The sequence below is a fragment of the Microbacterium sp. KRD172 genome, assembly GCF_017168295.1.
In the GTDB taxonomy this organism is placed as follows: domain Bacteria; phylum Actinomycetota; class Actinomycetes; order Actinomycetales; family Microbacteriaceae; genus Microbacterium; species Microbacterium profundi.
This window is the reverse complement of the sequence record NZ_JABFAS010000002.1, coordinates 1,224,545-1,239,652: the sequence shown is the minus strand read 5'-3', so window position 1 is coordinate 1,239,652 and position 15,108 is coordinate 1,224,545. Positions and strand designations below refer to the sequence as shown.

General features: G+C 66.8%; 19 protein-coding genes. 4 read left to right on the top strand and 15 right to left on the bottom strand.

Features of this window, described 5'->3' with window-relative positions; translation table 11 throughout:
* Window positions 1-9: 9 nt before the first annotated feature.
* From J1M43_RS06335 to J1M43_RS06325, 3 genes are all read right to left on the bottom strand, one after another.
* Entirely contained in the window at window positions 10-912 is a 903-nt protein-coding gene (locus tag J1M43_RS06335; RefSeq protein ID WP_033106890.1) for a glutamate ABC transporter substrate-binding protein, read from the bottom strand.
* A 35-nt stretch (window positions 913-947) separates the two neighbouring features.
* Complete coding sequence (locus J1M43_RS06330) at window positions 948-1,697, bottom strand: amino acid ABC transporter ATP-binding protein (RefSeq protein ID WP_033106889.1); 750 nt, start codon at window positions 1,695-1,697, stop codon at window positions 948-950.
* Window positions 1,698-1,800: 103 nt separating this feature from the next.
* Window positions 1,801-2,613 (bottom strand): RNA methyltransferase, encoded by an 813-nt coding sequence (locus tag J1M43_RS06325; protein ID WP_033106888.1) that lies wholly within the window; start codon window positions 2,611-2,613, stop codon window positions 1,801-1,803.
* 86 nt (window positions 2,614-2,699) lie between these two features.
* Between J1M43_RS06325 and J1M43_RS16680 the strand changes: the two genes are divergently transcribed.
* The gene (locus J1M43_RS16680; protein ID WP_206476301.1) at window positions 2,700-3,122 is read left to right on the top strand and encodes a DUF2809 domain-containing protein; all 423 of its coding nucleotides are present in this window, start codon (window positions 2,700-2,702) and stop codon (window positions 3,120-3,122) included.
* 68 nt (window positions 3,123-3,190) lie between these two features.
* Here J1M43_RS16680 and rplT read toward each other — a convergent pair whose 3' ends face one another.
* The 3 genes from rplT to infC form a co-directional block, all read right to left on the bottom strand.
* A complete protein-coding gene (gene rplT / locus J1M43_RS06315) occupies window positions 3,191-3,577 on the bottom strand; it encodes a 50S ribosomal protein L20 (RefSeq protein WP_033106886.1) in 387 nt (128 codons plus the stop codon).
* Between the two features lie 33 nt (window positions 3,578-3,610).
* A complete protein-coding gene (gene rpmI, locus J1M43_RS06310) occupies window positions 3,611-3,805 on the bottom strand; it encodes a 50S ribosomal protein L35 (protein ID WP_017828564.1) in 195 nt (64 codons plus the stop codon).
* 71 nt (window positions 3,806-3,876) lie between these two features.
* On the bottom strand, window positions 3,877-4,500 hold the full coding sequence (gene infC / locus J1M43_RS06305; protein WP_084595836.1) for a translation initiation factor IF-3: 624 nt from the start codon (window positions 4,498-4,500) through the stop codon (window positions 3,877-3,879).
* Window positions 4,501-4,771: 271 nt separating this feature from the next.
* Between infC and J1M43_RS06300 the strand changes: the two genes are divergently transcribed.
* Complete coding sequence (locus J1M43_RS06300; protein ID WP_374058528.1) at window positions 4,772-5,158, top strand: DUF1844 domain-containing protein; 387 nt, start codon at window positions 4,772-4,774, stop codon at window positions 5,156-5,158.
* Window positions 5,159-5,274: 116 nt separating this feature from the next.
* Here J1M43_RS06300 and J1M43_RS06295 read toward each other — a convergent pair whose 3' ends face one another.
* The 6 genes from J1M43_RS06295 to J1M43_RS06270 form a co-directional block, all read right to left on the bottom strand.
* A complete protein-coding gene (locus tag J1M43_RS06295) occupies window positions 5,275-6,078 on the bottom strand; it encodes an SseB family protein (protein WP_206476300.1) in 804 nt (267 codons plus the stop codon).
* Window positions 6,062-6,808, bottom strand: coding sequence for a bifunctional 1-(5-phosphoribosyl)-5-((5-phosphoribosylamino)methylideneamino)imidazole-4-carboxamide isomerase/phosphoribosylanthranilate isomerase PriA (gene priA, locus J1M43_RS06290; RefSeq protein WP_206476299.1), 747 nt, complete (start codon window positions 6,806-6,808; stop codon window positions 6,062-6,064). The genes J1M43_RS06295 and priA overlap by 17 nt, the downstream gene beginning before the upstream one ends.
* Before the next feature lie 111 nt (window positions 6,809-6,919).
* Window positions 6,920-7,555 (bottom strand): imidazole glycerol phosphate synthase subunit HisH, encoded by a 636-nt coding sequence (gene hisH / locus J1M43_RS06285; protein WP_033106882.1) that lies wholly within the window; start codon window positions 7,553-7,555, stop codon window positions 6,920-6,922.
* Window positions 7,552-8,157: an imidazoleglycerol-phosphate dehydratase HisB gene (gene hisB / locus J1M43_RS06280; protein WP_033106983.1), complete on the bottom strand. Its 606-nt coding sequence runs from the start codon at window positions 8,155-8,157 to the stop codon at window positions 7,552-7,554. The genes hisH and hisB overlap by 4 nt, the downstream gene beginning before the upstream one ends.
* Window positions 8,158-8,165: 8 nt before the next feature.
* Entirely contained in the window at window positions 8,166-9,248 is a 1,083-nt protein-coding gene (locus tag J1M43_RS06275; protein ID WP_206476298.1) for a histidinol-phosphate transaminase, read from the bottom strand.
* A 13-nt stretch (window positions 9,249-9,261) separates the two neighbouring features.
* The gene (locus J1M43_RS06270; protein WP_206476297.1) at window positions 9,262-9,636 is read right to left on the bottom strand and encodes a LysM peptidoglycan-binding domain-containing protein; all 375 of its coding nucleotides are present in this window, start codon (window positions 9,634-9,636) and stop codon (window positions 9,262-9,264) included.
* A gap of 310 nt (window positions 9,637-9,946) precedes the next feature.
* Between J1M43_RS06270 and lexA the strand changes: the two genes are divergently transcribed.
* Window positions 9,947-10,633 carry a transcriptional repressor LexA gene (gene lexA / locus J1M43_RS06265; protein ID WP_033106982.1) on the top strand — a complete coding sequence of 229 codons (687 nt, stop codon included), beginning with the start codon at window positions 9,947-9,949 and terminating at the stop codon, window positions 10,631-10,633.
* Between the two features lie 63 nt (window positions 10,634-10,696).
* On the top strand, window positions 10,697-12,556 hold the full coding sequence (locus tag J1M43_RS06260) for a prolyl oligopeptidase family serine peptidase (protein WP_206476296.1): 1,860 nt from the start codon (window positions 10,697-10,699) through the stop codon (window positions 12,554-12,556).
* 2 nt (window positions 12,557-12,558) lie between these two features.
* Here the strand turns inward: J1M43_RS06260 and smpB are convergent, their stop codons facing one another.
* The 3 genes from smpB to ftsE form a co-directional block, all read right to left on the bottom strand.
* Entirely contained in the window at window positions 12,559-13,035 is a 477-nt protein-coding gene (gene smpB, locus J1M43_RS06255; RefSeq protein ID WP_033106878.1) for an SsrA-binding protein SmpB, read from the bottom strand.
* Window positions 13,036-13,144: 109 nt separating this feature from the next.
* The gene (gene ftsX / locus J1M43_RS06250; protein ID WP_033106877.1) at window positions 13,145-14,059 is read right to left on the bottom strand and encodes a permease-like cell division protein FtsX; all 915 of its coding nucleotides are present in this window, start codon (window positions 14,057-14,059) and stop codon (window positions 13,145-13,147) included.
* Window positions 14,056-15,078 carry a cell division ATP-binding protein FtsE gene (gene ftsE, locus J1M43_RS06245; RefSeq protein WP_206476295.1) on the bottom strand — a complete coding sequence of 341 codons (1,023 nt, stop codon included), beginning with the start codon at window positions 15,076-15,078 and terminating at the stop codon, window positions 14,056-14,058. Before ftsE ends, ftsX begins: the two co-directional genes overlap by 4 nt.
* Window positions 15,079-15,108: the final 30 nt, after the last annotated feature.

The following is a 15,108-nucleotide window of genomic DNA, read 5'->3' as shown; positions in this document are numbered from 1 at the left end:
CCGAGTCAGTCAGTCGACTGCGGGCTGTTCGACGGTGATCCCGGACGAACCGAGGTTCGCGTCGAAGATCGCCTGCCAGATGTCGCCGCCATCGGTGAAGAGGGTGTTGATGTGCTCCTGCAGAGCTTCGTCTCCCTTGGTGAGACCGACGCCGTAGCGCTCCTCGGTGAAGGGCTCTCCGACGACCTTGAGATTGTCGGGGTCTGCCGCGGCATAGCCGATCAGGATCGCCTGGTCGGTGGTGACGGCCTGGACCTCACCGTTCAGGAGAGCCTCGACGCACGCGGAGTACAGGTCGAACTCGCGAGTCGGAACGTCCGGGTAGTTGTCGCGGATGTTCTGAATCGGGGTGGACCCGGTCGCGGAGCACACCGTGGTGTCAGCAGTGAGATCTGCTTCGCTGGTGATGTCGCTGTCGCTTGTGACGAGCAGCCCCTGCCCGGTGATGAAATACGGGCCTGCGAAGCTGATCTGCTCCTTGCGCTTGTCGGTGATCGAGTAGGTGCCGACGTAGTAGTCGATGTCACCGTTGGTGATCGCCTGCTCACGGTTCGCGGACGCGATCGGCTTGAACTCGATCTTGTCCTCGTCGAAGCCGAGGGATGCCGCGATCCACCGTGCGATGTCGATGTCGAAGCCGGTGCGCTCCCCCGTCGTGACGTCGAGGTAGCCGAGGCCCGGCTGGTCTTCCTTGACTCCGACGACCACGCCGTCACGTTCGGTCATGGCGTCGAACGTCGGGCTGCCCTCGAGCGAGACGTCGGAGGCGACCTCGAACCAGGTCGAGGGCTCTTCCGCTTCGCCACCGGTGTCGTCACCGGGTGTCGCCGGGCTGCCGCTGTTGCAGGCGGTCAGGGCGAGCAGCGCAACCGCCGCGATCCCGATCCCTGCCAGTGTCCGTGTGCGTCGCATTTTCGTCTCCTTGTGTGCTGTGTGTACAAAAAAGGTCAGTGTGTGAGGAGCTTCGAGAGGAAATCCTTGGCGCGATCGCTCTTCGGCTTCGTGAAGAACTCCTCCGGCGTCGCCTCTTCGACGATCTTCCCGTCCGCCATGAAGACGACGCGGTTCGCGGCCTTGCGCGCGAAGCCCATCTCATGGGTGACGACGATCATCGTCATGCCGTCCTTCGCGAGTCCGACCATGACATCGAGCACTTCGTTGATCATCTCGGGGTCCAGGGCGCTGGTGGGCTCGTCGAAGAGCATCACCTTCGGACGCATCGCGAGAGCACGAGCGATCGCGACACGCTGCTGCTGACCTCCGGAGAGCTGGGCAGGAAGCTTGGATGCCTGCTGGGCGACCCCGACGCGTTCGAGAAGGGCCATGCCCTCCTTGTCGGCATCCGCCTTCTTGAGGCCGCGCACCTTGATCGGCCCGAGGGTCACGTTCTCGAGGATCGTCAGATGGGCGAACAGGTTGAAGGATTGGAACACCATGCCGACGTCGGCACGGAGCTTGGCCAGTCCCTTGCCCTCGGCGGGAAGCGGCTCGCCATCGATCGAGATCCTGCCGCTCGTGATCGTCTCCAGACGATTGATCGTGCGGCACAGTGTCGACTTGCCGGACCCGGACGGCCCGATCACCACGACCACCTCGCCCTTGTTCACGGTGAGGTCGATATCGGTCAGCGCCTGGAAATCGCCGTAGTGTTTCTGAACGTTCTCCACCACGACGAGGGGTGTACCAGTCTCGGTCATGACCCCACACTAGTGAGTGCATGCGGACGGGAACCAGCATCCGCGTCGGCGGGTTATCGAGTTGTAACCGACCGGTAACAGGGCGGAAGACAGGATCCGACGGTCAGCGGCCGTCTGCTGCTCGCTGCGTGAAGGCACTTTCGTAGAGACATACGCTCGCAGCCGTGGCGAGATTGAGCGACTCGGCGCGACCGAAGATCGGCAGCTTGAGCACGTGATCGGCCAGTGCGAGAGCTGAGTCCTCGAGCCCCCAGGCCTCATTGCCGAACAACCAGGCCGTGGGTTGCGCAAGAATGCCGTCCGCTCGCGCCTGCAGCAGATCATCGCCCTTCACGTCCGCGGCGAGCACGGTGATGCCCGCAGCGTGGGCGCGTTCGACCACGTCCTCAAGGTCTCCGCCGACAGATATGGGCAGGTGGAACAGCGAGCCGGTCGTCGCTCGAACGACCTTGGGGTTATGAGGATCGACCGTTCGACCTGTGAGGATCACTGCGTCGGCGCCGGCCGCATCCGCGGCACGGATGATCGTGCCGAGATTGCCCGGATCACGCACCTCCTCGCAGATCGCGATCAGGCGAGGGGATGCTGCGAAGATGTCGCGCAGCGACGTCGGGGTCTGTCGCACCACGGCGACGAGCCCCTGCGGCGTGACCGTGTCGGCCATGGCGTTGAGCACGTACTCGGTGACATGCTCGACCTTGACGGCGTTCGCGGCACTCGCGGCACGCAGATCGGGATGCTTCTCCCACCCGTTCGGCGTCGCGAACAATTCGACGATCGCCTCGGGACGGTACGCGAGGGCCTCTCGAACGGCCTGAGGCCCCTCGAGCAGAAAGAGCCCCGTCTCGGTACGCGCGCTGCGCTTCGTCAGCTTCGCGACGGCTCGGACACGCGGGGACCGGGGATTCTCCAGCACGATCCCCAGTCTAGAGACACCAGCGCGGCCCGCGCACACATCCCGGCGTCGAGCCTGCGCGCAGGTTCGCTTCGTACTGTGCTCATGTGACCGATCGCACCAGAGCCTCCTCCGCCGGACGCAGGGTTGCGCTCACGGCAGCGGCGGTGATCATACTCGTCGCCGGTCTGCTGGTCCATCGATTCGGTTCTGGCGATACAGGCGACATCGCAGGCGACGCGCTGTACGCCGTGTTCGCGTACCTGCTGTTCGCGATCCTGCTGGCGCGGAGTTCTCGCACGCTTCCCGCGGCCCTCGCGATCATCTTCTGCACGATCATCGAGTTCCTGCAGCTCACCGATCTGCCGCGCACCTTGGCGCTCGCGTTCCCGCCGTCCGTTCTCGTTCTCGGGTCGGCCTTCGCACAGCGCGATCTGCTCGTGTATCCGGCATCCGTTCTGCTCGCATTGATCGTCGACGTCGCTGTCTCACGGGGCGCCCGACGCCGGAGGTCATCGCGAGGGCGCTGACAAGCCCGACGCCGAACGACGAAGACGGGCCCCTCCCCGAAGGGAGGCGCCCGTCTTCTGAAAGGTGCTTACGCAGCCGACTTCGGAGCGTTGACGTCGGAAGGCAGTGCCTTCTTGGCCGTCTCGACGAGCGAGACGAACGTCGCGGGCTCGTTCACCGCGAGCTCGGCGAGCATGCGACGGTCCACCTGGACGCCGGCAAGGCCGAGACCCTGGATGAAGCGGTTGTACGTGATGCCGTTCTGGCGTGCAGCGGCGTTGATGCGCTGGATCCAGAGGCGGCGGAAGTCGCCCTTGCGCTTGCGACGGTCACGGTACGCGTAGACGAGGGAGTGGGTGACCTGCTCCTTGGCCTTGCGGTAGAGGCGCGAACGCTGGCCCCGGTAGCCGGAGGCGCGCTCGAGGATGACGCGACGCTTCTTGTGGGCGTTTACCGCCCGCTTTACTCTTGCCATTTTCCTGAGTTCCTATTCCTGCGATCGGACGCGTCAGCGACCGAGAAGCTTCTTCGCGACCTTGGTGTCAGCCTTCGAGAGCACCTGGTCCTGATTCAGACGGCGGGTGCGACGACTCGACTTGTGCTCGAGGTTGTGGCGCATCCCGGCCTGCTGCTTCTTCAGCTTGCCGCTGCCGGTGATCTTGAAGCGCTTCTTAGCACCCGAGTGGGTCTTCTGCTTCGGCATCTTCTCTTCCTTCGTATGGCGCCTTCTCAGGCGACGGTTCAACCCGCGTTGCGGGAGTCTGGGGGCGGGTGTTACTCCGCGGCGGCTTCGGTCGAATCCGCTGTCTCGCGCGTCGCATGCGACGCCTGCTTGTTGGCCGCACGCTGTGCGTCGCGTTGGGCGTTCTGCTCGGCCTTCGCGTCCGACTTGTTCTTCAGCGGTGCCACGACCATCACCATGTTGCGACCATCGATCGTCGGGTTCGACTCGACGGTGCCGAGCTCGGCGACGTCTTCAGCGAACTTGCGCAGCAGACGCACGCCCTGCTCTGGGCGCGACTGCTCACGACCGCGGAACAGGATCATGGCCTTGACCTTGTCGCCGGCCTTGAGGAAGCCCTCGGCGCGCTTGAGCTTCGTCGTGTAGTCGTGTGCTTCGATCTTCAGACGGAAGCGCACCTCTTTGAGGATCGTGTTCGCCTGGTTGCGACGAGCTTCCTTCGCCTTCTGCGCGGCCTCGTACTTGAACTTGCCGTAATCCATGATCTTGACCACGGGCGGCTTCGAGTTTGGGGCGACCTCGACGAGGTCTAGGTCGGCTTCCTGCGCAAGGCGCAACGCTGCCTCGATGCGGACGACGCCGATCTGCTCACCCGCGGGACCGACGAGGCGGACCTCGGGGACGCGGATGCGCTCATTGGTGCGGGGATCGCTGATGCGGAACTCCTTTTAGACGATGGATTAAGCCACCGTGACGCTGACTGCGACACGGGCGAAATCGGAATCGTCCCCCACCCACCGGCGTTCAGATGCCGGCTTCGCACCCTGAACATCGGACTTTCGTCTGATCTGCCGACGTGAGCCGGTGGAGTGCAAGACCCGGTAGCCTTGAACGGCAAGCGCGGGTGGGAAGTGAATCCTCTTTCGTTCCGGAGCAGTTACGCTCCGAAGCCCGACAAAGTCTAACAGAAGGCAAGGCATAGTGACGATTCCGGTGCAGGATGACAGCCACGACGAGCGCCACGAGCGCTGGCAGCAACAGGAGGATGCGGCATCCGCAGCCACCCGCGACATCGCGGACGTGCCCGCCATCGAGGTGATCACCACGGCCGCCGTCCACCTCATGAGCGCGGCCGCGGTCAAGACGGGCCTCGCAGACGACCCGGACGCAGAGCTCGACCTCGATGAGGCCCGCAAGCTCATCAACGCCCTCGCCGGACTCATCACGGCCGGCGCACCCGAGATCAGCGACATGCACGCGCGCTCGCTGCGCGACGGGCTGCGCTCGCTCCAGCTCGCCTTCCGCGAAGCATCCGCCATCCCCGACCCGATCGGCAAGGGGCCTGGCGAGAAGTGGACCGGACCGGTCAACTAGCCCCAGCATCCCGCGCACCAGGCGAGCATATTGCCGCGAGACCGAGCCTGCCGCACGAGACCGAGTCTGTGCACGTCGGTCTCGCGCCGCCAGGTCGGTCTCGCGGCGGGATGAGCTCAGGCGGAACGGCGGAGCTTCACCGTCAGGGAGTCAGCCAGCACCGCGATGCGGTCGTCGGCGGCCCAACGCTGCGCAAGACGCGCGAGCACAGCATCCAGCACATCGCGCTCAAGACCGTCGACGAGTTCGAGGATGACGATCAATTCGGGGCCGCTCAGCCGCGCATCGGGATCGCCCGCGTCGACTGCGACATCGATCACGGCGAGCTCGCGCGCGACGCTCTCCTGAAGGGCCGTGAACACCTCGGGCGAGAGGAAGCTCGGCTCCCACCGCTGCCCCTGCGCGACCGCCCAGACGGCCGGGCGACGGATGACGAACTCGGTGTCGGACGTCGGATCCAGCACGATCAGGTCGGTCTGCTCGGACGATGCGGCCAGCGCGGCGCGCACTGCTTCCACCGGGATCGGTCGAGCGGTGCCGTCCCACTTCTGCATCGCGGTGACCGAGGAGAACACCGGCTGCACGGTGCGGCCATCGGGAGCCGCGACCGTCACGATCGAAAGCTCCTGCGTCTTGTCGACGGCGAGGCCGCTGGGCGCCACGCCCTCCTCGCCCTTCTCGGCGACGAGGGGAATCAGAACGCGCGCGGAGCGGAACGCGTCCACGACCTCGGCCTGACTGCCCTCCCCCGCGCGGAAGCGCAGCAGAGCGGCGAGCAGCGCAGGATCGGCAGCACCGTCATCGCCCGCATGCGGGTTCGACTCGAAGCTGCGGCCCTCCCATGGGACGCCGGCCGAGTCACCTCCTGCAGAGGCTGGACCAGCCCCGTGTTCGCAGGCGTCGTCAGTCCCCTGCGACATCCAGGGCCTCTGCCAGCGTGAATGCACCGGCGTAGAGCGCCTTGCCGACGATCGCGCCCTCGACACCGAGGTGCACGAGATCGCGCAGTGCGGCGATGTCGTCCAGGCTCGAGATGCCGCCGGACGCGACGACCGGCTTCGGCGTGCGCGCGGTGACTTCACACAGCAGGTCGAGGTTCGGGCCGCGCAGCGTGCCGTCCTTCGTGACGTCGGTCACGACGTAACGACTGCATCCGGCGTCCTCAAGGCGTTCGAGGACCTCCCAGAGATCGCCGCCCTCCTTCGTCCAGCCGCGGGCGGCCAGGGTCGTTCCTCGCACGTCGAGTCCGACGGCCACGGCCTCGCCGTAGCGACCGATCACGTTAGCGGCCCACTCGGGGTTCTCGAGTGCGGCGGTACCGAGGTTGAGTCGGGACGCGCCGGTCTCGAGCGCGGCTTCGAGGCTCGCGTCGTCACGGATGCCGCCGGAGAGTTCCACGTTCACGCCACGGAACTGCTTGATGACCTTGCGGAGGATGGCAGCGTTGGATCCGCGTCCGAAGGCGGCATCGAGGTCGACGAGGTGAATCCACTCGGCACCCTGGTCGACCCATTCCGCTGCGGCATCCAGCGGGTCGCCGTAGTTCGTCTCACTGCCCGCCTCGCCCTGTGTCAGTCGGACCGCCTTGCCCCCGGCGACGTCGACAGCCGGGAGAAGGGTGAGCTTGGGCGTTGACGCGAAGTCGTTCATGTCATCCTCGGGTGGAGATCGATGGGCCGTGAGCGGCACGACAACCGAGAGTAGCCCGGGTCGGCGCAGGGTTCAAAACGATGTCGTTGCTTTGCGCGGCGGCACCGCGGATCAGAGGCTCTGCACCCAGTTGCGCAGCAACTGGATACCGGCGTCGCCCGACTTCTCCGGGTGGAACTGCGTCGCAGACAGCGGGCCGTTCTCGACCGCGGCGAGGAACGGCGTGCCGTACGTCGTCCATGTCAGCGCGGGCTGCGGGAACGGTGGGATCACGTCGAGCTCCCAGCTCTGCGCGGCATAGGAGTGCACGAAGTAGAACCGCTCGTCCTCGATGCCGCGGAACAGCACGCTGCCCTCATCGGGCGTGACGGTGTTCCAGCCCATGTGCGGCAGCACCGGTGCCTCGAGTTGCGTCACGGTTCCCGGCCATTCGCCGAGTCCCTCGACGTCGCGTCCGCGCTCGACACCGTGCGAGAACAGCACCTGCATGCCGACGCACACTCCGAGCACCGGCCGACCACCGGCGAGACGCCGTTCGATGATCTCATCGCCGCCCTTGGCGTGCAGCGCCTCGCGCACCGCCGCGAACGCACCCACGCCGGGCACGAACAGGCCGTCGGCCTCCAGCGCCGCGGTGCGGTCGCCGGTGAGGGTCGCATCCGCGCCCGCCGCGATCAACGCCTTGACCGCGGAGTGGACGTTACCTGATCCGTAGTCGTAGACCGCGACGGTGGGCCTGCGCGTCACAGTGCTCCCTTGGTGGACGGGATGCCGACCACGTCGGGGTCGAGCGCCTTGGCCTGACGGAAGGCACGCGCGAACGCCTTGAACTCGGCTTCTGCGATGTGGTGCGGGTCTCGGCCGCCCAGCACCCGCATGTGCACGGTCAGCCCCGCACCGAACGTGATCGCCTCGAAGACGTGCCGCACGAGTGAGCCGGTGAAGTGGCCGCCGATGAGGTGGTGTTCGAATCCGGCCGGCTCGCCCGAGTGCACGAGGTACGGTCGGCCGCTGATGTCGACGACCGCCTGCGCGAGCGCCTCATCGAGCGGGACGAGCGCGTCGCCGTAGCGGGAGATGCCGGACTTGTCACCCAGGGCTTCACGGATCGCCTGTCCGAGCACGATCGAGATGTCTTCCACGGTGTGGTGCGCGTCGATGTTCGTGTCGCCGGAGGCACGCACGGTCAGATCGGTGAGCGAGTGCTTCGCGAACGCCGTGAGCATGTGGTCGAAGAACGGAACCGAAGTGTCGATGTGGCTCTCGCCCGTGCCGTCGAGGTTCAGCTCGAGCTCGACCGTCGACTCGGACGTGCTGCGGGTTCGGGTCGCGGTGCGGGAAACGCTCATGACGCCGATCATATCGAGGCCAGCGCGTCCAGGAACGCCGTGGTCTCGGCCTCGGTGCCGGCGGTGACCCGCAGGTGGTTCGCGATGCCCACGTCGCGCACCAGCACGCCGCGCTCGTACAGCGCCTGGAACGTCGCCTGCGGATCTGCCACTCCCCCGAACAGCACGAAGTTCGACCACGATTCGTGCGGCTCGTAGCCGAGCGCCTCCAGGGTCGCGGTGATCCGGTCGCGCTGCTCGACGATCTCGTCGACCATGCCGAGCATCGCCGGCGCATTGCGCAGCGCAGCCACGGCCGCCGCCTGGGTGAGGGCGCTGAGGTGGTACGGAAGCCTGACGAGTCGAAGAGCGTCGATGAACGCCGGGTCGGCGGCGAGATACCCGACCCGTGCGCCGGCGAACGCGAACGCCTTGCTCATCGTGCGCGAGACGGCAAGACGGGGGCGACCTTCGAGAAGCGTGAGAGCGGATGCCGCGTCACGAGGCGCGAACTCCTGATAGGCCTCATCGACGACCACGACACCACGTGCCGCGTCGTAGACGGCCTCGATCACGTCGAGGCCGAGCGGCGTTCCGGTGGGGTTGTTCGGCGTGCACAGCATGATCACGTCGGGATCGGACGCAATGACCTGAGCCACCGCGTCCTCGGCGGTGAGCGTGTAGTCGGGCTGACGTTCGCCGGCCACCCAGCGCGCACCGGTGCCCTGCGACAGCAGCGGGTACATCGAGTAGGTGGGCGCGAACCCGAAGACCGTGCGACCCGGCCCTGCGAAGGCCTGCAGGATGTGCTGCAGCACCTCGTTCGATCCGTTGCCTGCCCAGATCTGCGAGGCGTCGAGGCCATGGCCGAGGTAGTCGGCGAACCCTTCCCGCAACGTCGTGAACTCGCGATCGGGGTAGCGGTTCACGTCGCGCAGCGCGACGGCGATGTCGTCGAGGATGTCGCTCGCGACTTCATCCGGCACGGGATGGGTGTTCTCGTTCACGTTCAGCGCCACGGCCAGCGGGGCCTGCGGTGCGCCGTAAGGGGTGAGACCGCGAAGATCGTCGCGGAGGGGTAAGTCGCTGAGTGAAGCAGTCACCCTCCCCATGTTAACGGTGAGATCAGTCGGCGTACTCCGCGGGGATCGCGAGCTGCTGCCCGGCCTGCAGGGAGCCACCGTTCAGAGCATTGAGCTTCTGGATCTCACTGATGACCGTGCGAGGGTCTTCGGCGGGGGCGACATCTTCGGCGATCGCCCAGAGCGTGTCGCCGGGCATGACCGTCACGGTGTCGAAGCTGACCGGGGTGGACGAGTCACCCGATGCAAGTGCCGAGCCACCGCTGATGGCTGCGAAGCCGATGCCGACCGCGAGTGGGAGCGCCGCGAGAGCGACCAGCAGTCGACGCCCGCGCGTCGTCAGTCGCAGCCGCGTCGCGGCGCCGGTCGCGGTGCGCACGGGAACGACTGCGGGTGCGGTGATGCTGATGGTGCTCATGTGATCTCTCCTCTGCCTCTGGTTGCCTCTGGGCTTTGAGCCGTTTGGCGTAGCGTTCGCATTCGCCGCTCGGCCGGGAGCGGGGAATGCGAAGCTACGTACCGAATGTATATTCGAATTCGAACATCTGTCAAGACTTATTCGAAACCCGTCCTTCGAATCACCCGACACGCTCGAACAGATCTTCCGTTTCGAGGCGTTTCTCGGATACGGTTTCGATATCCACACCACATCACGGACCACAGACATTCGAAGACGAGGGTCCGTGCAGGCGAACATCGGCACCGTGAACGCGCACGAAGGAGCACCCATGAGCGACATCTCCGCACCCGGCCCTGAGGTTCCGCGCACCCGTCGGCGCAAGAACCTCAGCCCCAAGCAGCTGGCGATCCTCGAGGTCATCCAGACTTCGATCGCCAGGCACGGCTATCCGCCGAGCATGCGCGAGATCGGCGACGCCGTCGGGCTCAAGTCGCTCTCGAGCGTCACTCACCAGCTCGGTCAGCTCGAGCTGAGCGGCTACCTGCGCCGCGATCCGGGCAAGACGCGCGCGATGGAGGTGCTCATCGACCTGCCAGGCACGAGTAGTGAGAACCCGGCGGACTCCAGCACTCCCGTCGGCGACGCGGCGATGGTGCCGCTCGTCGGTCAGATCGCCGCCGGCGTGCCGATCACTGCCGAGCAGCAGGTCGAGGAGATCTTCCCGCTTCCCCGCCAGCTCGTGGGCAAGGGCGACCTGTTCATGCTCAAGGTGTCAGGCGAGTCCATGATCGACGCCGCCATCTGCGACGGCGACTGGGTCGTCGTGCGCACGCAGAACACCGCGGAGAACGGCGAGATCGTCGCGGCCATGCTCGACGGCGAGGCGACGGTGAAGACGTTCCGCCAGCGCGACGGACACACGTGGCTCCTCCCCCGCAACTCGTCCTTCGAGCCCATCCTCGGTGACGACGCAGTAGTGCTCGGCAAGATCGTCGCGGTGCTCCGCGCGGTCTGACAGACAGCAAGCGCTGCCGGCTCCGAACGACGACGGTCGATCGGAGCCGCATAGGCTCGAAGCATGCAGCCGTACGGAACCTGGACCTCTCCCTTCCACGCCGCCGATATCGCATCATCAGCGCCGCGAATCGATGGCGCCCGCTTCGTGGGCGACGAAATCTGGTGGGGCGAATCGGTGCCGGCCGAGGGCGGCCGTGTCTCGGTGCGCAGCTCGACCGGGAAGGTGGTCCTCCCCGCGCCGTGGAGCGCCCGATCGCGGGTGCACGAGTACGGCGGCGGAGCGTGGACAGCGGACGCAGGCGGCACCCTGTACTTCGTCGATGCCGGCGATCAACGGGTGTATCGGATGCTGCCAGGCGAGGAGCCCGAACCGTTGACGCCCGCCGGACCGAACCACGGCGGGCTCCGCCTACAGGACGGGCGCCTGCTGGCCGTGCGCGAAAATCTCTCGGTGGAGCCGCACCGGCGGGCGATCGTCGAGGTCCCGACCGACGCATCCGCCACCTCGGACGAGGCCGCGATCCGTGTGCATATCCAGGGCAGCGCCTTCTTCGCACACCCCGCGCTCTCCCCCGACGGGACCCGCATCGCGTGGGTCGAGTGGAGCGGTCGACGGATGCCGTGGCAGGAGGCCAGGCTGTGCGTCACGGAGGTCGGCGACGATGTCTTCGCCGACACACCCGCACGCGCGGCGCTGCAGCCGGAGTGGATCAGCGACACAGAACTCGTATACGCGGACGACCCCACCGGGCGCTGGAATCTCTATCGCCGGGAGATGCACGGCCTCGACGCGGGCGCACCGGAGCCGATCGCCCCGGCCGACGCCGACACCGGCTACGGACTCTGGGTGCTCGGAAACCGCTGGTATCAGCCGCTCGCAGACGGCCGTATCGTCATCGTGCGCACGAACGGTGCGGACGAGGTCGCGCTGATCGAACGCGACGGTTCCGAGAGGCGCCTCGATGTTCCCGCCACCGCGCACGTGAGCATCGACGACGTGTCAGGCACTCGCGTGCTGCTCTCCGGCGGCGGGGCACGCGTGAGCGCAGGCCTCTGGTGCGTGGACGTGGATTCCGGCGAGGTCGAACGCGTACGCGGCGGCCTGCCAGTGGACGAGCGCTGGATGCCGCCGGCCACCCGCATCACCCTCGACGGCGCGAACGGCCCGGTGCATGCCTTCGCTTACGCACCGGCGAACCCCGATGCCACGACGCCCGAGGGCGAACTCCCGCCGTACATCGTCTTCGTGCACGGAGGACCGACCGCGCACGTCGCGGGAGCGGCATCCGCAGCCATCGCGTTCTACACGAGCCGCGGCATCGGCGTGCTCGACGTCAACTACGGCGGCTCGACCGGATACGGCCGCGCCTATCGTGAGCGTCTCGACGGCCAGTGGGGCATCGCAGAGGTCGATGATGTGCTCGCCGCGGCGCGCGGACTCGCGGACTCAGGGCGTGCGGACCCGAAGCGCATCGCGATCCGGGGCGGCTCGGCAGGTGGATGGACCGTGCTCGCCGCACTCGTACGCGGCGGCGTGTTCGCCGCAGGCATCAGCCGCTACGGCGTCACCGATCTGCGCGCTCTCGCCCAGGACACGCACGACTTCGAGAAGTACTACCTCGACGGACTCGTCGGCCCGCTGCCCGCGGCCGAGCATATCTACATCGATCGCTCTCCGCTCACGCACGCGGAACAGATCGATGTGCCTGTTCTGCTGCTGCAGGGCGAAGACGACCGTGTCGTGCCGCTGGCGCAGTCGGAGTCGATCCGCGATGCTCTGGCCGCACGCGGCATCCCGCACGAATTCGTCGTGTATCCGGGCGAGGGGCACGGTTTCCGGCGCGCGGAGACGATCATCGACGCGCTCGAGCGCGAACTGCGCTTTCTCGGAGCGGTGTTCGGATTCGCCCCTGAGGTGTAGGGCTACTCCCCCACGCGGTTGCGCATGCGCATGGCGCGCTGCGCCTCGCGGGTGTCCTGGCGTTCGCGCAGCGTCTGACGCTTGTCGAACTCGCGCTTGCCCTTCGCGAGGGCGATCTCGACCTTCGCCCTGCCGTCGGAGAAGTAGAGCTTGAGCGGGATCAGCGTGTAGCCGCCGGCGGACACCGCGTGCTGCAGCTTCTCGATCTCCTCGCGGTGCAGCAGCAGCTTGCGGATGCGCTTGGCCGAGTGGTTCGTCCAGTGCCCCTGCGAGTACTCGGGGATGTGCACCGAGTCGAGGAACACCTCGTTGCCCTTGACGAACGCATACCCGTCGCTGAGGTTCGCGCGGCCCTGCCGCAGTGACTTCACTTCGGTGCCGGTGAGCACCATCCCCGCCTCGTACGACTTCTCGATGGTGTAGTCGTGACGTGCGCGACGATTGGTCGCGACGACCTTCTCCCCGCGTTCCCTGGGCATGATGCTCTCCTGATCCGTGCCGCGCCGAACGCACGACAGCCCATCAGTCTACAACGACGGCTGCGGATGCCGAGACGTCGCGGGCGGATGCTGCCTGCGCATCCGGATGCTACGTGCGCAGCCAGCGACGTATCGCGAAGCCAGCCGAGAGGGCGGCCAAGATCACGCCGATGCCGATGAGCACCGGCACGACGAGCGCAGCATCCTGCATCGTCACCCACGTGGTGATGAACGGCACCCGGCCCTTCAGATAGCCGTTGACACCGAAGTGCACTCCGGCGACCACGGCCGCGCTGGCGAGCACCGAGCCGATGAAGGCGGCGAACACGCCCTCGAGGATGAACGGGGTCTGGATGAACCGGTTCGACGCGCCGACCAGGCGCATGATGCCGATCTCCTTGCGTCTGGCGTAAGCGGACAGCCGGATCGTCGTGGCGATCAGCAGAATGGCTGCGATGAGCATGAGGACGGCGATACCGACGGCGATGTAGGTCGCGACCGTGAGCGCGGAGAACAGCGGGTCGAGGTACTGCAACTGGTCGCGCACCTCTTCGACGCCGTTGATGCCGGCGAACGCCTCGACGATCACCTGCGATTGACCTGGGTCCTTGAGGGTGACGTAGAACGTCTCCGACATCTGCTCCTCGGTGAGAACGCTCGCCTGCTCCTCACCGAGCAGCTCGGTGACGTTGGCGTAGGCCTCGGCCTTGTTCTCGAAGCGGAGGTCGCCGATGAGTGAGGCGAGAGGATCGCCCTCGAGCTCCGCGCGCACCTGCTCGACCTGCTCGGGTGTCGCGGCGCCGTCGAGGCAGCTCTCACCGGTCGAGACCGTCGAGCACATCGAGACGGACACCTGGGCGCGCTCGGTCCAGTAGGCGCGCATGGTGCTGATCTGGCCCTGCATGAGGATCGCCGCGCCGACGAACGTCAGCGAGACGAACGTCACGAGCACGACCGAGATCACCATCGAGATGTTGCGCCTCAGGCCCCCGAGGGCCTCGGTGAGGATCAGACCCACTCTCACGATGTCGGTCCCACTTCCTCGTCGTCGCCGCTGTCGGAGAGTCCGAGGCGATCGGCCACTCCGAGCTCCGCCACGTTCACATCCGGAAGGACGATCGCAGACGTGTCGGCAGGCCTGGCCTCGGTCGCCGGAGCCGCATCGGCCGGCGCCGCATCGGCCGGCGCCGCATCGGCCGGAGCTGCGTCAGCGATGCGCGCTGCGCGCATCGACGCGATCATCTCGGCGGTGAGCGGCTCGAGCGACTCGGTCTGGCGCTGCACCTCCTGCACAGCGGTGAGGGCAGCTGTCGCGGCTGCGCCGCGCTCCTGCTCCGGGACGAGCTGCGGGATCATCGACCGATCGCCGTAACCGCCGTGCACCTCGTCTCGCACCATCTCGCCGTCACGCAGCTCGATCACACGGCGCTGCATCTGATCCACGAAGGCGGCCTCGTGCGTGGCCATCAGCACAGTCGTGCCGCCGGCGTTGATGCGCGCCAGAAGCTGCATGATGTCGACCGAGGTCGCGGGGTCGAGGTTTCCGGTCGGCTCGTCGGCGAGCAGCACCTGCGGGCGGTTGACCAGCGCGCGGGCGATGGCGACGCGCTGCTGCTCACCACCGGACAGCTCGTGCGGCATCCGCTTCTCCTTGCCGGCAAGGCCGACGAGTGCGAGCGCCTCCGGCACGGCCTGCTGGACGAATCCTCGAGAGGATCCGGTCACCTGCAGGGTGAACGCGACGTTCTGGAACACGGTCTTGGTCGAGAGCAGGCGGAAGTCCTGGAAGACCGAGCCGATGTGACGGCGGAAATACGGCACTTTACGGTTCGCCAGTGCACGAAGATCGCGGCCGAGAACGGCGACGCGTCCCGTGGAGGGCACCTCCTCACGGAGGATGAGCTGGAGGCAGGTGGACTTCCCCGACCCCGACGCACCGACGAGGAAGACGAATTCGCCCCGCTGGATCTCGAAGTCGACCCCGGCGAGGGCCGGTCGCTTCGTCCCGCGGTAGCGCTTGGTGACGTTCTCGAACCGAATCATGGCTTTACGAGCCTAAGCGCGGGTTCCGCG